The sequence below is a fragment of the Anaerobacillus sp. 63XJN7_4_ISO-PGPR-S23-413 genome, assembly GCF_056173725.1.
In genome coordinates this window covers 1,931,953-1,953,143 of record NZ_CM149688.1, presented here as the reverse complement: position 1 = coordinate 1,953,143, position 21,191 = coordinate 1,931,953, and the positions used below count along the sequence as shown (strand labels likewise).

Sequence of the window (21,191 nt, the reverse complement as noted above, 5' to 3'; positions counted from 1 at the left end):
CATCAGTTCCTTTTTTCATGTCATTTTCCGATGAGATAGACGCTAAATCACGATAAACCCTTTGGTTTAAAAAGCAGACTCATGGTCATACTATTCTTGAATGAATCGTAAAGGTGGGATAGTATGTCAGAACCATATTCTGATTTGCAACAAATTGAAATGTCCATTAAATCAGCTCAGCACCTCGTCGGCCAGGCAACGAAAAGCATGAATGGTAACCAGTTACAAGCGGCACAGGATGCGATAAATCAAGCGAAAGAACAGTTCCAACAAGCGCTCTCACATAAATCGGGAACGAATGAACAGTTCTATGAATTTTCTAGTGAATTAATCGAAAAATGTGAAACGCAGTTAAGAGAAGCAAACGAATAAGAGAAGCAGCATTGCGCTGCTTCTCTTATTCGTTATCAACTTCAATGGAACTACTAATTTCTGTACCCTTAAGCGCTTGTTTGGCTAAACGATGCGCCTCTTTATTCTCTTCGCGAGAAATATGCTTGTACACAGGTTGAAGTCTAAGATCACGTAGCGTATCTTCAATGCGATCCATCCACCTCGTTAAGAGTGGTTCATACACGGCCCATTCTCCTCCAAGCTGGTTAATCACCACCTGGGAATCACCTTTGATGAGGATCTCTGTATCCTCAACATCGATTGATTTTATTTCTTGAAGACCTAACCATAACGATGCATATTCGGCCTCATTATTATTTTCAAGATAATCCATCGCTTTATTTATTCGTATGCGTTTTCTCTGCCTACCCTCATAATAATAAATAACCGCTCCGCATCCAGCCTTCTTTGTTTCTTTATCAAAACTACCGTCGAAAATAACCTCAATTGAAGCTGGTCGCTCTTGTTTTTTGGTCATGTATGTTTCCAATTCCTTAACAGACCATTTCGTTCCCCTATTATCAAGAAAGTAAAGGTCGATGGATCGACCAGTTTTAGCAATATCACGTGCCAAAAGAAGCGCTTCATTAAATGGCACTTCGTCTGACGTCATCCAGGAGGAAAGGCCTCTTGGCGTTTTGTATTTCCATTTCACTATAACATCCATGACTATGCCCTCCCTATGTCAAATGTTTACCTAATTGCTTCAATTCTTCTCCAACTGTACATTCGGTAATACAAAACTTTTGGGCATGACATTTACCGTAATCATGTTGATTGACTCTTTTGAGCAAGCAATCCTGACAATATGTATCTAGGATTAACCCTACTTCCATCATAACTTCTTTCTTTTTCATACTTTTCACTCCTACACACAGTCCCTTCTTAACAGTTTTCTCCTTTTACCTTAAATGTATGTCTTCTCTCTACGAACATGATTATGATAAAATACAACAAGACCAGCCCACAGGGGAGGAAAGGCACATGATTGAAGTGTATGTAGATGGAGCAAGCGCAGGTAACCCTGGTCCCTCTGGAGCAGGTGTTTTCGTTAAAGCAGAAGGAAGTGTCATTCGATCTTCTCTCCCGCTTGGCACGCTCACAAACCATGAAGCAGAATTTGAAGCGTTAATTCACGCTCTTACGCTTTGTATAGATAAACAGTTCCGCACAATCTCCGTTCGGACAGATTCACAGCTAGTCAGTAGCGCAGTCGACGGCAGATATGTCAAAAACAAAGGTTATCAACCCTACTTAATTCGATGCTTGGCGTTAGTTGATCAATTCGACCTTTGTTTCATTAAATGGATCCCAAGCTCAAAAAATAAAATGGCTGACGAGCTAGCGCGAAAAGCGATTCAGCAAAACAAATGATAAAAACGTCCTTATCTTCTATCAAATCCTAATTAAAATGAGCGCCTTTTCAATCCAAGGCGCTTTTTTTATTTAGGATTTGTTAACCAACCATTATTTCTACATGCGGATTCTCAATCCGAGATGATCCAGCTCATCTTTAAACCGATCTAAATCCATATCTAACCTGCAATTAGCAAACGAATAATCATCAAGATCAGGAATCGCGCGCTCAATTGTCACAAGTTCAAGACTTAATTTCGCGAACTCCTCGCCATCTATAAGCTTTTTACGATACCGATTAAATTTACTGTCTAGTTCGCTAATGTTCTCATATACCCCTTGAACGGAACCATATTGCTGAATTAGCGGTAAAGCAGCCTTGTCCCCTACTCCGGCAACACCTGGAATGTTATCACTCTTATCTCCAAGTAATGCTTTCACATCAATCCACTGATCGGGTGTAATTCCATACTCTGTTTTGAAATGCTCTTCTGTGTATACCCTATCGCCTTCTTTGCGAATCGCAATAATTTGTGAAACAGAAGGATTCAGAAGCTGAAGAAGATCCCGATCATTACTATAAATGTAACAATCACCCAGACCTTCTTTTGTCCACCGGTCGGAGAGTGTTCCCATTACATCATCTGCTTCAAATCCTTCTACACTTATCTGCGGGATTCCTGTTGCCTTAAACAAATTCACAGCCGTTTCATATTGCTGAATAAGAGGACCTGGTAAATCTTCCCTCGTTCCTTTATATTCTTCATAGAGCGCTTTACGCTTTACTTCATTCCGTTTCACATCCCATGTAACAACAAAATGCGTCGGTTCATACTCCTTTACAAGAGAAATGATTTTTTGCAGCTTCACCCTTAAAGCATTCGTATATAACCCTTCAGGCGTTTGCGAAAGCTGGTCTTCAGACTTTCCATAGGCTGTCGCAAAATAACCTCTACTTAATAAATTAAATCCATCAATTAATACTAATCGGCCCATATATTTGATCTTCCTTTCACCCTATAAACCATTTTCTTTTCTTATGGTAACATAAACGAAATAACAAAATGATCACAATAAAAGAAGGAGCCTTTTTAATGAAGGCTCCTTCTTTTATTCTTGCGGATTTTTCAGCTTTTCTGCTTCCATCTCTGCATAGGATGGCATCGCTTTTGCTTTTTGTTGTTTTGCATTATTATTACGCTGTGCATTGGGGTTTCCTTTTTTCTGTCTGCCCATCGTGACACTCCTTTAGAAGTACTTCCTCTCTAGTTTGTGCCAGATTGGCCTCATTCTATTCAGTCGAAATGAAGCTCCTGTTTGTAAGAACGAAGAAACGCTACATACTGCTTGGATGCTTCTTGAAATGCTTTTTTGTCTCCTCTGTCGAGAGCTTGATCAATGGATTGTTGGTAACGTTTTTCCTGGAAAGTAAACACGGCTTCATCAAGGATCAATTGGGCGTACAATTCCAACTCAAACGTTTCCTGTTCCTGTTTCTTTTTCATAGCACGTTGTTTCATATTGTCTTTATACGACTTATGATGATTGTTCATGCTAGCTCTCCCCCCTCTGAAGCTCTTTTTTCTATTATACGAGGGAATCGTCAAAATATCAATATTTTTCAGAATATTCCGATATAACTTTTTTTACTTGTTTTCTTTTCAAGAGAAAATGCTATTAACTCAAGGATTAGAGCGGGTAACGATCAAGATCAAAATAATTTTTCTTTAAGAGTCTTTCTTGACTCATTAATTCTTTATACGAAAAGGAGGAGGGTAGTTTTGCCGTATCGATTAGCATCAATTGCTCCTCCACGTCTCCAACTAATTCATCTGTCTGATAGCACATCCCGCAATAACCGCATTGAACCGAGGGCAAATCACTAATTTCGACCGCTCTCGATCCATCAGGTAATTCCCAGTAACCTTTATCAAGCGTCTCAAAAGCTCCCTCCTGTTCACACCATTTACAGATCATACGGTTTCCTCTCCTTTATCATTACCTTTGTATTTCTCCTGCTCTGCGTTAAATTTCTTTTCCTTCATAACATCTCTTTTATCGCGCTTATCTTTTAGCGAGCTATGTGTTGCGTCCTTTTCGTATTGAGATCTTCGACTAAACCGCTGAATGCCTTCTGGAACAAGATTAAACCGCTCATCTGTCATTAAGGAATGAATGCCGATAGCAGGTTTTTTCTCCATTTCATAAACCTGGTTAAAGTACGTATCAGCCGTACCAGGAGTATAATTTTCCGGCTCAGGGTAAGAAGTAATAACCCCTTCAAAGTTTCGTAAAATAACTTTATCTGCACTTTGGGAAATCATGTAATTTGGCTGAAGGGCTATTTTTCCACCGCCTCCAGGGGCATCAACTACAAAAGTCGGTACGGCATATCCTGACGTATGTCCCCTTAATCCTTCAATGATTTCCAATCCTTTAGAAACCGGTGCACGAAAATGCCCAATCCCCTCAGATAAATCACACTGATAAATGTAATATGGCCTCACCCTAATTTTCACAAGGTCATGCATCAGCTTCTTCATAATCGGTACGCTATCATTGATCCCTGCAAGAATAACCGCTTGATTTCCAACAGGAACGCCGGCATCTGCCAGCATTTCACATGCCTTCTTCGATTCTTCTGTAATTTCAATACTTGTATTAAAGTGCGTGTTCAGCCAGACAGGATGGTATTTCTTTAAAATGTTACATAAATCCTCTGTAATTCGCTGAGGAAACACAACCGGGGCTCTCGTTCCGATTCGAATAATTTCAACATGTGGAATCGCTCGTAAGTTCTTGAGCACATATTCAAGAATCTTATCATTGATAAGTAGCCCATCTCCTCCAGAAATAAGGACATCTCTCACTTCAGGGGTTCTTGAAATATAGCTTATGGCTTCATCAAGCTGTTTTTTTGGAACCCCCATTCCGATTTGCCCTGAAAAGCGTCTCCTAGTACAATACCTGCAGTACATCGAACACTGATTTGTAACTAGGAAAAGAACGCGATCAGGATATCTATGCGTTAATCCAGGCACTGGGGAATCCTCATCTTCATGAAGAGGATCTTCGAGATCATATTTCGTTTTATACATCTCTTGCGAAATAGGGACTGATTGCATGCGAACCGGACAGCGCGGATCATCCGGATTCATTAAGGAAGCATAGTATGGCGTGATGTTAAGTGGAATGGTTTTCGTTGCGATCTTCACACCTTCTTCCTCGTCAGGTGTTAAGTTCACTACTTTCTTCAAGTCATCAAGCGTTCGAATCGTATTAGTAAGCTGCCAAATCCAATCATTCCATTGGTCTTCCGTGACATCCTTCCAAAGTTCAATATCCTTCCAATTCCGAGTTGGCTTATACAGTTGCATCAGCACAATACATTCCCCCTTCAGATAATCTACTCCTATACTATGCAAGTAGCGTGCCAGCTCCATTAATTCTTCAAAAAAGCCTACTTTTTGGTTTATCGTGGGATCAAGACGCTTATAAGATAAGTCTATTACGGTTACAACTAAGATCCCTACTTATCCACTCCCTTCATTTATTTCCACAATAAAAAGCCAGCTGTGCTCAATATTCGGCACTCTGGCTTAGTGGGTGTTTAGAAAGTTTATATTGTAATGTTTGTCTGGGGATGCCTAACTGCTCTGCAGCTTTTTTCACATTACCCTGGCTGACATTCATGGCTTGTTTTATTAAATCATATTCTGTTTTTAACAAAACGTCGCGGAGTGGTGCCGTTACACGAGATTGATTTTCTGGAAGAAGCACCTCAAAATCGTCGAAGGTTAATGTATGTCCTTCTGCGAAATTCATGGCCGATTGAATCACATGCTCAAGCTCCCGAACATTTCCATGCCAGTGACGCGAAGAGAGCAGCGTTGCCGACTTCTGATCGACTCCTCTTATGTTTTTATGAAATTTATCGTTGTATTTCTTAATAAAATGAGCAATGAGATTAGAAATATCCTCTTTTCGTTCTCGAAGAGGTGGTAATCTAAGATAAATAACATTCAAACGGTAAAACAAATCAACACGAAGCCTCTTTGCCTCAAGAGCAGATTCCGGTTCTTCATTCATTGCAGCTATGATTCGGACATCCACTTTTCTCGTCTTTCCTGCTCCAACTCGCCGGATGACACCATCCTCTAAAACCCGAAGCAATTTTGCTTGTACATCAATGGGCATCGAATTAATCTCATCAAGAAAAAGAGTACCGCCATTAGCTAGTTCGAATAATCCTTCACGCTCCTCAGCACCTGTAAAGCTTCCTTTTGACGTACCAAAAAGAATCGACTCAAGAATCGATGCAGGTAAGGCGGCGCAATTTTGTGCAATAAATGGCCCCACCCGCTTAGAAGCATTATGAATTGCTTGAACAAGGAGTTCTTTTCCAGTGCCAGTCTCACCATAGACAAGAACTGGAGAATGAAGAACGGCAGCTTTTTGGGCTCGGTCCTTTACCTTTATAAAAACGGGATCGTTCGTTAGAATGTGCTCAAATGTATAGATAGTGCCGTTGTCGAACTCCTTGACCGTCTTTCGATTTATTTTAGATTGTAATTCCATTACCTTATCAGACAATATTTTGATACGCGAAAGATCTCGAGCAATTTCCACAGCTCCTTCTAAGTGCCCATTCACAACGATAGGCAGTGTCGTATTAATCGTCGAGATCAAGTGTCCCTTCATATTTCTGTAAGTTTGATCTTTATTAAAAATTGGCTTTCTTGTCGTTAACACATGAGATAGTGTGCTCGTTTCTTTGGAGAGTGATGGAAAAGCTTCTAAATAGTGCGTTCCTAACACATCGCCTACTTGCAATCCGTCGTGCTTAGCAGCAATTTCATTATAATAGATCGTCATCCCTCTGTTATCAACGACATGAATCCCTTCATCAATACTTTCTAGGATCGCTTCAAACATTCCATCCGTAAGTGGAATCGTTTCTCTCATAGACGTCCTCCTTTATGCCGAATTTTCATCTATCTGTGCTGATTTTCCGGCACTACCTAGAAGCTTTTTACTCCATAGATTCATATTTTCCCAATCTTTATAGATCTTTACATTGTTTACAAGACGCCCACCATATTCATAGTGAAGCTGATGAAATACAGCATTCATTCCAAAAGAAAGACTCCTCGCGATCGAGTAAGCGTAGTACACCTCTTGCTTTAACAACTCCGTTTCTAAAGCAAGAATTAAGTGACGCATCGTTCCACCTTTCCTATACTCAGGAAGGGTTGCGCAATCCGTCATCTCGGCATTTCTATACGTACGATTCACTTCAGCTGAGGCGGCACTTTTGATTATTCCCTGATCTTCCATTACATAAAAAATCGTGTCACTCTTCATAGCTTTCTTAATGTAACTAGGATCATCCATTGGGGTTGGGTAGACCGAAAACACAGTTTGATATAATTTGGCTAGCGCTTCAGCATCACTTTCAATTCCAATCCGCATAGGAGGGTTTCCTTTGAGAGAAGTAAGAGGTTTGTTTTGTACAGCCTTTAATAACTTGTCTTCATCTACCCAAGACTCACTATTTCGACGCCAATTCGCTCGATACTTCGTCATGAGATGAGCATCACTACCAGAAAAATAGAAACGAATCTTCCCTTCGTAGGTATAGCCAATTGAAAGAAAGGAGGAAACATCTTCACTTTTTACTTTTACAATGCACTTTGAATATTCGCTCGTAAACACTTCTTGAATATGAGCGATAACTGCTTGGACGCTTCCATCATAAACATCAATACGAATGCGTTCATTAAATGTATCAAACGTACAGGTAAAGACATAATCGCTCCCTTTATAAAAATGCTCAACCGCTTCAATTCGCTTATTTCCCATTAACCTCCCCCTCATTCATGTCTTAAATCAGTAGTTCTTCTTTCTTTTGTAAACTCCTTCCTAAAGGTAAGCTATATTAGAAAAACAAAGTGAAAGAACCACATGAAAAAGAACGGCATAGCCGCTCCTACTTATGCTGGCCACACCATTCTAGAATGATGTGCACAAAAAGTTCTGCTGCAAGCATCATTTGATCAATTTCAATGTATTCATTTGCAAAATGTGCTACCGCTGTCTCTCCTGGACCGAAAATAATCGATGGCGTATTCCCTTCTTCTTGTAGCAATCCCCCATCTGTCCCCCAAGGAGAAGCTTCGATAACGAGATCTTTCCCTGTGACTTCTTCGTAATGACGGCGAATTACGCCCACTAGCGGATGATCTTCATCAACTTCTCCAGGCAGCCATCTTGCTCCAAACCACTCGATCTCTACTGGATGATCCTTTAGCCAATCATCTTCAATAGCTTCTAGGGCACGGCGCATGTCAAGCTTTGCGTCATCAAGCTCTTCTCCAGGAATCACCCCCATTCTTCCCTCTAAAACTACTTGATCTGGAACAGAGGATGGCCAATCTCCACCTGAAATTTTTCCTATATTAATCGGAACAGGGATCGGAATGTTTTCATATAAAGAGTCTGTAATTCGATTATTGCGCTGTTCCTCTAATAATTGGATGGCTTTAATCACCGAAAGGCTTTTCTCGAGAGCAGATACTCCTTCATAACGCGTACCACCGTGTGCACCGCGCCCTGATACGGTGATACGAAACCACATTGATCCCTGCTGCTTAGGGAACACTTTCATCTTCGTCGGCTCTGGAATAAGAGCGGCATCAGCACGGTAACCTCGTTCAATTGCCGCAAGTGTACCTGTTCCCCCACTTTCTTCTTCCACTACGCTTTCAAAGATCAGATCGCCATTTAGAGGAAGCTCCAAATCTTTAAGGCATTTTAAGGCAAGAAGCATCGCCGTATTTCCGCCTTTCATATCGGTTGCCCCTCTACCGTACAGCCTGCCGTTCTTTACTTCCCCGCTATAGGGTTCTAACTCCCAGTCACTTCTATTTCCAGGGGGGACAACGTCAATATGACCGTTCAAAATGAGTGAACGACCACCTCCCTTACCTTTCCACACACCTACAACATTAGGGCTTTGTGTAAAATCTGTTCGATTCGCACAAAATGCACGATGATTAAGGGTTTCGTCTCCAGGAGTAAACCGATCTATTTTCATTCCGAGTTGATGAAGTTCTGACTGAACAAGGTCTTGCACATTTGCCTCGTTTCCTTGCACGCTATCACAACGAACAAAGCGTTGAAGCATTTCTATCCCATAGTCCCGATGAAGCATCATCCATTTGTTTATTTCTTCTTTCATGAGGTCCGCCTCCCCACATGATCAACATTTACAACCGCTTCAGTAGCGCCTAACACATCTTCAACAGAATAACCAGGCATCACTTCGAGAAGAAAAAGCTCTCCCTGATCAATTCGCATAACAGCTCTCTCTGTAATAATCATGTGTGCACCTTCTTTTACCGTCAAAGGGAGAGAACATTCTTTGACAATTTTGGGCTGCCCATCTTTTGTTGTATGACTCATTAATACAATCACCTTTTTAGCTTTTTGAGCGAGATCAATAGCCCCACCCATGCCAGGCACTCGTTTTCCAGGTACGATCCAATTTGCGATATCTCCTCTTCCACTCACTTCAAGTGCGCCAAGAATCGTTAAATCGAGATGTCCCCTCCTAACCATTCCAAACGCTTCTGCACTATCAAAAAATGAAGCACCTGATTGAATGGTAACTGGATATCCCCCGGCGTTAGATAGATTTCCATCTTCCTTACCTTGCTCAGGACTCCCCCCCATTCCTAAGATGCCATTTTCCGTATGCAACATGACATCGAGGGAATTTGGAATAAAGTCAGCTACAAGCGTAGGAATACCGATCCCAAGATTAACCATCATGCCGTACGTGACTTCACGAGCAGCACGTTGTGCAATTAACTTTCTCGCTTCAGCTCCCATACCCATTTCCAATCAACTCCCTTGCTTTCAATGACGTGATCAACGAAAACACCTTGAGTGATAATTTCCTCTGGACCTAGCTCACCTGTTTGTACGATTTCAACAGATTCAGCGATAGTAACATCACCTGCTTTGGCGACAAGTGGGTTCGTGTTTCGTGCACTTTGATCGTAGATTAGATTTCCATATGGATCAGCACGTTTGCAGGCAATAATAGATAAATCTGCCGTAAGAGCAGGTTCAATCATATATTCTTTACCGTGAATGATTGTCTTTTCCTTTCCGTGTTCAATAGATGTCCCAAGCCCGACGTCTACTAAAATACCACCAAGCCCCATCCCCCCAGCGCGAATCTTTTCTGCCAGCGTTCCCTGCGGGTAGAATTGAACGGTAAGTTCTCCGTTATGCATTTGTTTTCCTGCTTCAGGATTTGAGCCAATATGAGATGCAATAAGTGTTGAAACTCTTTTTTCGGTGACAAGCTTTCCAGGTCCGATCCACGGGAAGCCAGCATCGTTACAAATGAGCGTTATATTCTTAATACCAGAATCAAGAATCCATTGAATAAGTGTTGGAGGTGAACCTACTCCACCAAATCCACCACACATTATCGTCATGTTATCTCTTAATAGATCGAGCTCTGACAATGCGCATCTTTTACTTCTCACGGATTTCTCATCCTTTCGTCAGCTTATCGATCGTCTACTATAGAGGCCTTCTATTGTAAGCTCTTTCTCCAATTCAGCTAATGCTTGATTCAGCTTATTCAGAAGGAGATGAACCTCATTTTCTTGAATGATTAGAGGTGGTGCCACAATGACTGCATCACCCGCTATCCCATTCAATCCCCCAGCAGCCGTGTAAACGAGTAAACCGTAGTCATAGCATTTTCTGATAAAACGATTTGTCACTTCATTCTGTAGCAAGAACGGTTCCTTCGTCAGTTGATCCTGAACAAATTCAATAGCTGTTAATAACCCTTTACCTCTTACATCACCAATAAAAGGATAAATCGATTGAAGCTCTTTTAATCCTTTTAAGAGAAGATCACCTTTTTCTTCGGCATTTTTCACAAGATTATTTTCTTCTATATAGTCAAGAACAGCGAGACATATAGCAGATGAGAGTGGGTTTGCACTAAACGTATGACCGCTTAGCACAACTTTGGATCCGCGTTCAATTTCCAGTATGATCCGATCAGATACAAGGGTAGCTGCCATCGGTGTATAACCTGCGCTCATTCCTTTTCCGAGTGCTAAGATATCTGGTGCGACACCCCAATGTTCCATTGCATACATTTTCCCTGTTCTCCCGACTCCTGTCATAACTTCATCTGCAATAAACAAAATATCATAGCGCTCACATACGGCTTTCATTTCTTTAAAATAGGAATCAGGTGGAACAACCGCACCCCCAGCTGCACCAATGATAGGTTCACAAACAAACGCCGCAATTGTTTCTGCCCCAAGTCTTTGAATCGTTTTTTCAAATTCTAGCGCATAGTGCTTTGAACAATTCGGACAGTGCTCATTGTAAGAACATCTGTAACAATAAGGAGGAGAGAGTTCTGGATAATGCTCTAACATCGCGCTAAAGCGACTCCGACGTATGACATGACCGGACATTGAAAGGGCACCCATTGTAATCCCGTGATAGCTCATCCACCTCGATATGATTCTGTTCTTCGTTGGTCGACCCAGTTCCTGCCAATACTGAACGGCTATTTTCAAAGCGGTTTCTAATGCTTCTGATCCGCTGTTCACAAAAAACACCCAGTCCAGATCACCCGGAGCATGGCGACATAGTCTTTCAGCAAGAAGCTCTGCAGACGAACTCGTAAACTGAGAGCGATAAACAAATGATACTTGATCGGCTTGCTTTACCATCGCTTCCTTAATTTCAGGAACGGCGTGGCCGATATTTGCTGTCACAGCTCCTGAACATCCATCAATAAACGCATGACCATCCTCATCATATAAATAGATCCCTTTTCCATGAGAAATAAAGGCATAATCCATTCCTAATAAAGGTTTTATTAAGTGGGTTCTTTTACTCATCACCGAATCGACACCTCACTTTTTTGTCTATATGTATAGCCTATGTTGAAATGAAGCAAAATTCTATCCCACATCATCTACAAAAAATTCTGACATTATTGTACGCTTTGGATAAGAAGAGACGGAGGGACGCCTATGGGACTATCAGTTCGAGAAGCCTTACAGCTGCCTGAGATGAGTGGAATTAAATTAATTGCTGGAAAAAAAGGAATTGACCGAGATATTAAATGGTTAACAATCGTGGAAGTAATGGAAGATATGACACGGCTTCATGAAGGGGAGTTTTTAATAACGACGGCATACGGATGGCACGAGAAATCCGATTCTTATGCGAAACTCATTGATGCCCTTTCGAACAGACAGCTCTCTGCTCTTGCCATTCATACTGGATTTTATCTAGACGTAGTTCCGATTGCGATGATCGAAGCGGCGAACCGAACCGGATTACCGCTTCTTGAAATTCCGAGAACGATGAATTTCTCAATGGTTACAAGAAGCATTTTGGAACAGCTCGTTAATAAACAACTGTCCATTCTTACACAGGCTCAGCGTATTCAGGATGACTTAACGTCACTTGTTATTAAAAATGCTGGCTTTTCAGCTATCACTGATGCACTATCGAAACTACTAAACTGCACTGTTTCAATTTATCATGCGGATAATGCTCTTTTAGCAGAGACTTATCTCACGAATCAAAATGATTCTACCGATCAATTCTATCCGATCAAAACCGAAGGAAAAGCAATTGGAACAATTCATATCAAGAAACTAACACCACTCACGGCACTCGATCACCTTGCTTTAAAGCATGCGGCTAATATTTTTGCGATTGAATTTCTAAAACTACGTATTATTGAAGATACTAGATCTCAGATCGAAGCTGATTTTCTTGATATTTTACTCTCCCAATCCTACGAAGACGAGAAAATAATATTAAAAAAGAGCAAAGAAATGGGCTATGATTTAACCGGTTCTAATACAATCGCAGTTCTTTCATCATCAAACCTTACAAAACTTGAGCAAGACTGTCAGCAGCAATTAATCGAAACAAGAACAAAAGGTATAATAAAGAGGAAGATGGATCATATTGTTGTGCTTCTTTTAGGTGACACCATTCCTTTCAAAGAAGGAAAGAGCTCTTCTATCATTGGAGTCAGCATGACCAAAATAGGCATACAACAGCTTGAACTAGCACTTAAAGAAGCTACGGTTGCCCATCAATTTGCTAAATATCGAAACGAACATCATCTATCCTTCGCTGACCTAGGTGCTTATCAGTTATTCATTCGATTAAAAGAAAATGGCGAAGATCTTTCACCCTACTATTCACCTCTTCTATCACCAATAGTTGACTATGATCGAAAGCACCAGGCTCAGTTAATGAAGACACTTGAATCTTTTCTAGAAAACAACCTTGTCATTAACCGGACAGCTGATAAATTATTTATTCATAGGCATACACTAAACTATCGAATCAAACAATTAGAAAAGCTCACCGGTATTGATATATACGCATATGATCAGCGCATGCAGCTTCAGTTTGCTCTACTTGCTTATCGGACCGATTGCATTCTTCCAGCTATTTAAAAAAGCAGATCCCCTATCAATGATAGGGAATCTGCTTTTTTTATTGAGACGATAGCGAAGACCAATTCAGAAGAAAATTATCTGAATATTGGTTATCCACAGAATTTTGTGGGTAACCCATCTACGGCACCTATACCCCCATGTATTTAAAATATACCAGGGGCGGGTATACGAAATCATCTGTTGATAAGTGTCAGAAAGCCTATATTATCAATAGTTTCCAAAGTTATCAACACTTGAATTTCCAGAGGTTTCATGTCTTTATAAACAGAACATCTTCATTTCGACGATAATATAGAAATTATGCTACAATGATGTTTATGAGAAGAAGAGACGGAAAGGAAGACAGACCTATGGAGCATTTATTAAACCCTCGCGTGAAGGAAATTGAGATTTCTGGGATTCGAACTTTTTTTAATATGGTAGCTGATTATGAGAACATGATTTCATTAACAATCGGCCAACCTGATTTTGAGACACCAGCTCATATTAAGGAAGCAGCTCAAGCCGCTATTAGTGAAAACAAAACAACGTATACTCATAATGCCGGCATCCTAAAACTTCGAAAGGCAGCAGCTAATTTTCTACAATCAAAATACAATCTTAACTACCAAGCTGAATCTGAGATCATTACCACTTCAGGAGCAAGTCAGGCAATTGACGTGACACTTCGAACACTTCTCACTGAAGGTGACGAAGTGATTTTGCCAGGTCCAGTGTATCCAGGTTATGAGCCAATCATTACATTATGTGGCGCAACTCCAGTACACGTCGATACGACTAAAAACGGATTTAAAATGACCCGCGACCTAATTGAAGATGCCCTAACAGAGCGAACAAAATGCATTATTCTACCTTCCCCATCTAACCCTACTGGTGTTGCGATGTCTTATGATGAATTAGCCGATCTTGCTGATTTACTTAAAGCTAAAAACATTTTTGTTTTATCTGATGAAATTTATTCAGAGCTTAACTTTTCAGGTGATCATTCTTCGATCGCTCAATTTGATGGCATGCGTGATAAAACGATCGTAATCAACGGACTATCTAAATCTCACGCTATGACAGGATGGCGCATTGGCTTTCTCTTCGCCCCAGTAGAACTATGCCAGCATATCTTGAAAGTTCATCAGTATAATGTCTCCTGTGCTTCATCAGTATCTCAGTACGCCGCTCTAGAAGCGTTACAGAATGGATTGCAAGACTCGATTGAGATGCGAGTTGCTTACAAGGAACGAATGAATTATGTTTATGATCGCTTAGTTGGTATGGGGTTATCTCCAATCAAGCCTGACGGTGCTTTCTATATCTTGCCTTCCATTCAGGAGTTCGGCTTATCTTCATTTGACTTTGCAATGAAACTCGCGAAAGAAGGTAATTTAGCAGTTGTACCAGGAAGCGCCTTTTCATCACTCGGTGAAGGCTATGTAAGAATTTCTTTCGCTTATAAACTTGATGTACTAAAAGAAGGTATGGATCGCTTAGAAAAGTTCATTCACACCCTTAGATAGAATGAATAAACGCCAGCCCTCGTAGGGCTGGCGTTTCGTTTATTTTGTTTCAATTTGATTTTCTTCATAGGAGATCCAGTCACTATAACTTCCAGGATAAAGCTTTGCATGAATACCTGCCTCTTGTAAAGCAAGCAGGTTAACACAAGCAGTCACACCAGAACCACAGTATACAATTGGTTCATGACCATGCTCTTTCTCCCCTACTCTCTCTTCAGGGTCTTTCCATGTTTTATTATCATTAAGGTTATTCTTCCAGAAGTAATTGATAGCGCCTGGTATATGACCTGCTTTAGGATCAATAGGTTCTATCTCTCCAGAATAGCGCTCGCTTGCTCTCGAATCAATAATTGTGCGCCCTTCTATCTGCGCCTGCTTCACATCATTCATAGAAACAATCATCGATTTATCAAGACTTATAGGATACGATGAAGGAGTTACTTGACGAACTTTCGTCTCAAGTTTATGCCCCTCCCCTCTCCAAGCTTGAAGACCCCCATCAAGAACAGCACGCGCTTTATGGCCAGCAAATCCGAGTAGAAACCATAATCTTGCTGCCATAGCACCGTACTCATGGTCGTATAGGATCACTTTCGAATCCTGCTCAATCCCTAACCTTTCAACGAGCGTCTGGAGCTGTTCTTGATCAGGTAAAGGATGTCTTCCACCATGCTCTCCAACTTCACCAGATAAATCTTTTTCGAGATCAGCATACTGCGCTCCTGGAATGTGACCTTTTAAATAGGAAGCATAACCGTTTTCTGGATTGCCAAGTTCAAATTGACAGTCCACAATCACTAATTGCTCATCATACAAATGATCTGATAGCCATTCAATTGAAACTAGATTTTTCATTTCCTATTCTCCCTTCGACAGTAGCTCCGTTTGAATTTCGAAAGCATTATTTCGCTTAGTTTCAAGGAAATCTTTTGATATATCGCTTGTTAGCATCGTTGTTCTGGCCTTGACATATGATGTAACTTCTTTCATCATTTCGCCTTTTACCTCTACAATTAATTGATCAAAGAAATTCGTAGCCGTCTCTTCAATCACTTTATGTTCTGTTTTCAAATAGTTATTAACAGGTTGTTGAAACTCACTTTTCAACTCATCATGAAGCTTATCTCTTCCACTCTGTTCGAAAAATTGCTTCGAAGATTTAAAGGAGCTACGAGAGTGCTTTAATACATGGTCAACTGCTATCCATGCGGTAAGAGACTCATCAAACTCCGGGGTTTCCATGTCCCGATCAGGTAGACTGCTGTAATGAAAATCAGATAGCATTTCTCGAATAAGCTTTTGTATTTCTTTCTCACTCTTTTGAATTTCTCGCTTCATAAATCGATCGATTCGAAGAGAAGCTGCCCTTAGCTCCTGTAATAAATCTTGTTCAATATCCTCAACCAGCGTTTCTGAAGCACGTTGCAGTCCTTCACGCCCTTGAATAGTCGATGGGTTAAAGGCTTCCTTAAAGAAATCATTAAATCGATAAAAAAGACGCTGAGGAATATAATGAACAAGTTCTGTTAATTCTTGTTTGATCAGCTTTTCAGATGAAGTGTTTGAATAGTGATTAATCTTCCTATTTGCTTCGTCACTCTGATTACGAAACTCTGTGATCTGCTGTTCTTTTTCACTCGCATTTAATTCAAAGTTCTCGATCCAACGCTCGATTTCGCTCATCACACTTGTTAATTCAGTTAAGCTGGACTCCACTGCCATTTTTGAAAGATCCTTGCGAATAAAATGATAGAAGCGCGATTCAAACCGCTTAATACCGCCTTTTTGTCTCAATTTTTCTGGTAACGCCGCAAGAAACTTAGCCTCTTTTTCACTTACATTCTCTTCAGAAGCAAGCATTCCTGCAAGACTTGAGACAGGATACAGTGCAGGATAGCGAATACCGTACTGCTGTAACTGATTTGTAACATGATCAAGAACGATTTCGAGCTCTTCGTCATCTGCAGCAAGATCAGATGCATTAAGAAGAAAGAACATTTTATCCATTTCAAAAACGTCTTTCACTCGTCCAAGCTGAATGAGGAACTCTCGATCTGCTTTTGAAAATGCATGATTGTAATAGGTGACGTAAAGAATAGCATCGGCTGCTTTCATATATTGAAACGCTACACCTGTATGTCGTGCGTTGATGGAATCTGCCCCTGGAGTGTCTACAAGCGTTATTCCCTTTCGCGTTAAAGTACAATCATAATAGAGCGAGATAGAAGCAACGAAGGCCGCTTTTGACTCATTTACGACCATATCCTCATAGTCATCCAGTGTGACTTCACGTTCCTTACCGAGGTATGCTAGCTCAGCTTCACCTTCAAGTACAGCTCTTAGGAAAAGGGCATGAGGTTTTGTTGCAGAAGACTCTCTCTTAAACAATTTCCCTTGTGAAATGATTTGGAGACAATCCCTTAGTGAAAAAGCTTGCTCACCAAAATAAGAAAGGGAATGATTCAAATCCTCCAAAAGTTCTTCTTCCGATTTGTAATAAATCATCGCCGTTTTATGAGCATGATCTTCTGTTACCGGGCAAATACGATTAAGCGTAGCCGTTGTTGGATTTGGAGAAGAAGGCAGTATTTTTTCGCCAATGAGCGCATTGGCAAAAGAGGATTTCCCAGCGCTAAAGGCACCAAACAATGCGACCGTAAATGACTTTTCTGATAATTTATTTGCACGCTTGATCAAGTTTTGTCTCGTATAGTCAAAACCAGGAAGATCCTCTAATTCATCTGCCATTCTTTGAAGGGCGATACTAGTCGCTTCGGGATCAGGAAGAGAAGTTTGACCTTCAGGTGAATCCACCTCTTTAGGCTCCTGTTGCTTACGCTGTTGTCCACTATCGCTTTTGGTCGACTCTACGATAGTAACATCCTCCGTTTGCGTGTACCTTTTCTTAAATGCCTCTCCCGCACGTCGAGCCTCTTCATCACGGCTCCCATCCAAAATAGACCAAAGCTCTTCAGTATTCTCACTAGCAGCTTCCAGCTCTAATAAGAAAGTCTCCGCATCCTCTTCTCCGACTTGAGATTTGAATGACTGCTTAAGCTCCTCAGCCTGCCTATCGTGGTCGGAATTGACTTGATCAACAAGCTTGTCCTTCCTTTGTTCTGCTTGCTGCTTGACCTGTGTCTTCAAGCGATAAGCGATATTCTCAGTATAATGAAGAACTGCTTCTCCTGTTGCACCGTTTCCTTTGTTAGCTTCTTCTTGTATCACTGAAAAATCAACTTCATATGGCTGATCAATGAGAGAAAATGATACGTCTTTTAATCCAGCTGTCGAAACTAGCTTTTGTAATAGCTGCTGATAATGCCACTCTAGTTGCGACTTTACCTGTTCTTTTAAACCCGCAATGAAAGTTTCGTACCTCGCCGTTCGTTCTTGCTGGGTTTTCTTATCACGAAATACAAATCCTACTTTAAAGTCTGGTTGAAGAGATTCAAGATACGCTCGTCCTGCTTCTCTCACTTCATACGGCATTAAAATTGCACTTTTTTGGATAGCCGCCGCTTCAGTCTGAAATTCCTGATCGATTAGTTCAATGCGTTCCTTTGAAAATGCAAGCTTGTTTTTCATCTGCTCATAAGCTTCTTCTACTTCGTCGTTATGAGCATCTACTTGATTCAGATCATCCAAAAGCTCTCTTGCTGCATTAAAAATTCGCTTCACTTTGTCTTCATCTGTTTTCCTTGAAAGCCCGTCAATGTATGTTTTCAACTGATGAAACTGGTTATGGGGATGATCGTAATCGCGTAATGAGATAAAGAAAAAGGATTCGAGAGACATCCCCCACGTTTCAAAAGACTCGACCACTGATTTCTGAAATGATGTGAATGAAATTTCAGATTCATAATGCTTATCAATTTGGTTCACAATTAAGATGATTTTTTTATTTTGACGATAAAGTTCTCGGATGAATTGGTAATTCACTTCAGATTGAACATGATTGTAATCCATCACATAGAAAACAACATCAGCTAAATACATCGAAGATTCCGTTGATAGCCTATGCGCTTCATCTGTTGAATCAATACCAGGAGTATCAATGAAAATAACGTCCTCTTCTAAAGAAGACGGAGCGGACAATTCAACGCGTTCGACCTCTTCTCCGTTCAAACAATACCCTTTTACTTGATCAATATCATACGGCGCTTTAAAAACCATTTTCTTTCCATTCAAGAAATGAACGGAAGCGCCTGGTTCACCTGAACGGATACGAACTGTATTAGCACTCGCCGGTATGGGACTTGACGGTAAGAGGTTTGATTGAAATAACGCGTTTATTAATGAAGATTTCCCTGCAGAAAAATGGCCCGAGAAAAGGAAGTGCTGTTCACCACTCAACAACTTGTCGATCAGTTGTTTGATTTTCGATGCTTCCGAAGCCTCTAATTCTTCTTCAATTAGTGCAAGACGTTCAAACAGTACGTCCTCTTTTAGTTTTGTGTGTGACTGGTGATCATGCTTCATAATATCCCGCTGCCTTTCCATAAATAGTGTCCCTCTTAGAATAACGCTTTCAGTAGATTTTTCCCAGCATTATAAAAAATAAACTCCATGATGAACACGGTAAAACCATCAATAAAAGAATATATGGCTACTATCAAAAGCCTAGCTTCCGTGGGGCAATAGCAAAAATCCGCATAAAAAAAGCCGGGATTTCTCCCGACTTCTACATATATCTTATTTATTTCCTTTGTCGTTGAACTTACGACGCTTGTTAGCGCCACCGCTGTTGCGGTCTCCGCGATATCCGCCACCGCTTCCACCTTTACGGCCTCCGCGATCATTACTGCGGTTACGGTTGCGGTTTCCACCGCCACTGCCGCCACGGCCATGAGCCTTTTTAGCACGAAGTGGTGCAATTTCAGTAATTTTAACCGGAGTTGTATCCGGCTCTTTTGTTAGCAACTTAAGAGCTGCAGAAAGAAGCGTTACTGAATCGTGATCATCGAGAAGCTGTTCAGCTGATGAACGGTATACTGAGTGATCCTGCTCTTCAATTGTGCTTTGAAGCTGTTGAATCGCCATTTGCTGCTGGCCTTCCATTGCTTCAGCAAAGCTTGGAATCGTACGTTTTTGCATAGACTTCTTCGTAATTTTCTCAATCACTTTAAGGTGATCGTACTCACGTGGAGTAATAAACGTCGAAGCAAGACCTGACTTACCTGCACGGCCAGTACGACCGATTCTGTGAACGTAGCTTTCAGGATCTTGAGGAATATCAAAGTTATAAACGTGTGTAACACCACTAATGTCTAGACCACGTGCAGCAACGTCAGTCGCTACCATGATATCGATTGTGCTGTCTTTAAACTGTTTAATAACCTGATCACGTTTACCCTGTGGAAGGTCACCGTGAATTCCTTCAGCCATGTATCCACGTTTCTTAAGTCCTTCAGATACTTCATCAACGCGTTTCTTAGTTCTTGCAAACACAATTGCAAGCTCAGGAGACTGAGTATCAAGAAGGCGACAAAGAATATCGAATTTCTTAGAATCACGAACTTCATAGTAATGCTGTTCGATTGAAGGAACAGTCATTTCTTTTGATTTTGTTCTAACTGTTTCAGGATTGCTCATGAATTTCTCTGCAAGAATCGCGATACGTTTCGGCATTGTAGCAGAGAACAGAAGCGTTTGACGCTTGTCTGGAACACCTTTAAGAATCTTTTCGATATCTTCAATGAAGCCCATGTTAAGCATTTCATCTGCTTCATCAAGGACAACAAAAGATACTTCTTGAAGACGGATTGTTTTACGTTCCATATGGTCGATCAGACGCCCTGGAGTTGCAACAACTAGTTGAGGTCTCTTTTTAAGTGCTTTGATTTGGTGAACGATGCTTTGTCCACCATATATAGGAAGGGCACGCACGCCTTTTGCTTGACCAATACGGTTCAATTCTTCTGCAACCTGTACAGCAAGCTCACGTGTTGGCGCAAGAATGATTCCCTGTACATGAGATAGAGAAGTGTCGATTTTTTCAATCATTGGGATACCAAAAGCAGCCGTTTTACCAGTACCAGTTTGAGCCTGGCCGATAACGTCTTTGCCTTCAAGCGCTAGAGGAATCGTACCTGCTTGAATTGGTGTTGTTTCTTCGAATCCCATTTGATTAACTGCTTCTAGCAGCGTATTACTTAAACCTAGATCTTGAAATTTTTTCAACTTTTAAAAACTCCTTTTTACTTTTAAAATGCATTAAATGCTATAGACGGGAGAAAAATCTCCTGATAGTGTTCAAAAAAAGCATTTCCCTAATGTTGGAAAACGCTCGGAACAAGCAACTCTTCTTTCACATATAGCCAAAGATAACAGTACCATTAATATGCGCAAATTTCAACTGCGCACACTAAAAATATTTTAACAACACCTTCTA

The 21,191-nt window shown here is 40.8% G+C and carries 20 protein-coding genes; 4 read left to right on the top strand and 16 right to left on the bottom strand.

Features of this window, described 5'->3' with window-relative positions; translation table 11 throughout:
- Positions 1 to 123: 123 nt before the first annotated feature.
- A complete protein-coding gene (locus AC0VYO_RS10550; RefSeq protein ID WP_194221546.1) occupies positions 124 to 372 on the top strand; it encodes a DUF2564 family protein in 249 nt (82 codons plus the stop codon).
- A gap of 25 nt (positions 373 to 397) precedes the next feature.
- On the opposite strand, the gene AC0VYO_RS10545 is transcribed toward AC0VYO_RS10550, so the two are convergent.
- Both AC0VYO_RS10545 and AC0VYO_RS10540 read right to left on the bottom strand, forming a co-directional pair.
- The gene (locus AC0VYO_RS10545) at positions 398 to 1,060 is read right to left on the bottom strand and encodes a DUF771 domain-containing protein (protein WP_194221545.1); all 663 of its coding nucleotides are present in this window, start codon (positions 1,058 to 1,060) and stop codon (positions 398 to 400) included.
- Between the two features lie 13 nt (positions 1,061 to 1,073).
- On the bottom strand, positions 1,074 to 1,250 hold the full coding sequence (locus AC0VYO_RS10540) for a zinc-finger domain-containing protein (protein WP_430246252.1): 177 nt from the start codon (positions 1,248 to 1,250) through the stop codon (positions 1,074 to 1,076).
- A 127-nt stretch (positions 1,251 to 1,377) separates the two neighbouring features.
- Between AC0VYO_RS10540 and AC0VYO_RS10535 the strand changes: the two genes are divergently transcribed.
- A complete protein-coding gene (locus tag AC0VYO_RS10535) occupies positions 1,378 to 1,767 on the top strand; it encodes a reverse transcriptase-like protein (RefSeq protein WP_194221543.1) in 390 nt (129 codons plus the stop codon).
- Positions 1,768 to 1,866: 99 nt separating this feature from the next.
- On the opposite strand, the gene AC0VYO_RS10530 is transcribed toward AC0VYO_RS10535, so the two are convergent.
- From AC0VYO_RS10530 to AC0VYO_RS10480, 11 genes are all read right to left on the bottom strand, one after another.
- The gene (locus AC0VYO_RS10530) at positions 1,867 to 2,745 is read right to left on the bottom strand and encodes a 5'-3' exonuclease (protein WP_475367333.1); all 879 of its coding nucleotides are present in this window, start codon (positions 2,743 to 2,745) and stop codon (positions 1,867 to 1,869) included.
- 114 nt (positions 2,746 to 2,859) lie between these two features.
- Positions 2,860 to 2,985: a hypothetical protein gene (locus tag AC0VYO_RS10525; protein ID WP_255622402.1), complete on the bottom strand. Its 126-nt coding sequence runs from the start codon at positions 2,983 to 2,985 to the stop codon at positions 2,860 to 2,862.
- Positions 2,986 to 3,044: 59 nt separating this feature from the next.
- Complete coding sequence (locus AC0VYO_RS10520) at positions 3,045 to 3,302, bottom strand: IDEAL domain-containing protein (protein ID WP_194221541.1); 258 nt, start codon at positions 3,300 to 3,302, stop codon at positions 3,045 to 3,047.
- A 136-nt stretch (positions 3,303 to 3,438) separates the two neighbouring features.
- Entirely contained in the window at positions 3,439 to 3,726 is a 288-nt protein-coding gene (locus AC0VYO_RS10515; protein ID WP_404682137.1) for a YokU family protein, read from the bottom strand.
- On the bottom strand, positions 3,723 to 5,132 hold the full coding sequence (gene kamA, locus AC0VYO_RS10510) for a lysine 2,3-aminomutase (protein WP_475367332.1): 1,410 nt from the start codon (positions 5,130 to 5,132) through the stop codon (positions 3,723 to 3,725). The genes AC0VYO_RS10515 and kamA overlap by 4 nt, the downstream gene beginning before the upstream one ends.
- Positions 5,133 to 5,328: 196 nt before the next feature.
- Positions 5,329 to 6,714: a sigma-54 interaction domain-containing protein gene (locus tag AC0VYO_RS10505; RefSeq protein ID WP_475367331.1), complete on the bottom strand. Its 1,386-nt coding sequence runs from the start codon at positions 6,712 to 6,714 to the stop codon at positions 5,329 to 5,331.
- Between the two features lie 12 nt (positions 6,715 to 6,726).
- Positions 6,727 to 7,611 (bottom strand): putative beta-lysine N-acetyltransferase, encoded by an 885-nt coding sequence (gene ablB, locus AC0VYO_RS10500; RefSeq protein ID WP_430246242.1) that lies wholly within the window; start codon positions 7,609 to 7,611, stop codon positions 6,727 to 6,729.
- Between the two features lie 127 nt (positions 7,612 to 7,738).
- Positions 7,739 to 8,989 carry a peptidase gene (locus AC0VYO_RS10495; RefSeq protein WP_430246239.1) on the bottom strand — a complete coding sequence of 417 codons (1,251 nt, stop codon included), beginning with the start codon at positions 8,987 to 8,989 and terminating at the stop codon, positions 7,739 to 7,741.
- On the bottom strand, positions 8,986 to 9,648 hold the full coding sequence (locus AC0VYO_RS10490; protein ID WP_475368966.1) for a 3-oxoacid CoA-transferase subunit B: 663 nt from the start codon (positions 9,646 to 9,648) through the stop codon (positions 8,986 to 8,988). The genes AC0VYO_RS10495 and AC0VYO_RS10490 overlap by 4 nt, the downstream gene beginning before the upstream one ends.
- The gene (locus AC0VYO_RS10485; protein ID WP_475368965.1) at positions 9,618 to 10,310 is read right to left on the bottom strand and encodes a CoA transferase subunit A; all 693 of its coding nucleotides are present in this window, start codon (positions 10,308 to 10,310) and stop codon (positions 9,618 to 9,620) included. The genes AC0VYO_RS10490 and AC0VYO_RS10485 overlap by 31 nt, the downstream gene beginning before the upstream one ends.
- A gap of 18 nt (positions 10,311 to 10,328) precedes the next feature.
- Positions 10,329 to 11,699, bottom strand: coding sequence for an aspartate aminotransferase family protein (locus tag AC0VYO_RS10480; protein WP_475368964.1), 1,371 nt, complete (start codon positions 11,697 to 11,699; stop codon positions 10,329 to 10,331).
- A 135-nt stretch (positions 11,700 to 11,834) separates the two neighbouring features.
- Here AC0VYO_RS10480 and AC0VYO_RS10475 point away from each other — a divergent pair, with 135 nt between their 5' ends.
- Together AC0VYO_RS10475 and AC0VYO_RS10470 are read left to right on the top strand one after the other, a co-directional pair.
- Positions 11,835 to 13,286, top strand: a complete 1,452-nt coding sequence (locus AC0VYO_RS10475) for a PucR family transcriptional regulator (protein WP_475368963.1) — start codon at positions 11,835 to 11,837, stop codon at positions 13,284 to 13,286.
- Between the two features lie 353 nt (positions 13,287 to 13,639).
- Positions 13,640 to 14,797 (top strand): aminotransferase A, encoded by a 1,158-nt coding sequence (locus AC0VYO_RS10470; protein ID WP_430246231.1) that lies wholly within the window; start codon positions 13,640 to 13,642, stop codon positions 14,795 to 14,797.
- A 39-nt stretch (positions 14,798 to 14,836) separates the two neighbouring features.
- On the opposite strand, the gene AC0VYO_RS10465 is transcribed toward AC0VYO_RS10470, so the two are convergent.
- The 3 genes from AC0VYO_RS10465 to cshA all read right to left on the bottom strand — a co-directional run bounded on the left by AC0VYO_RS10465 (position 14,837) and on the right by cshA (position 20,980).
- Positions 14,837 to 15,652: a sulfurtransferase gene (locus tag AC0VYO_RS10465; protein ID WP_475368962.1), complete on the bottom strand. Its 816-nt coding sequence runs from the start codon at positions 15,650 to 15,652 to the stop codon at positions 14,837 to 14,839.
- Between the two features lie 3 nt (positions 15,653 to 15,655).
- Positions 15,656 to 19,300, bottom strand: coding sequence for a dynamin family protein (locus AC0VYO_RS10460; RefSeq protein ID WP_475368961.1), 3,645 nt, complete (start codon positions 19,298 to 19,300; stop codon positions 15,656 to 15,658).
- Between the two features lie 192 nt (positions 19,301 to 19,492).
- Positions 19,493 to 20,980 (bottom strand): degradosome RNA helicase CshA, encoded by a 1,488-nt coding sequence (cshA, locus tag AC0VYO_RS10455; protein ID WP_242057383.1) that lies wholly within the window; start codon positions 20,978 to 20,980, stop codon positions 19,493 to 19,495.
- Between the last annotated feature and the right edge of the window lie 211 nt (positions 20,981 to 21,191).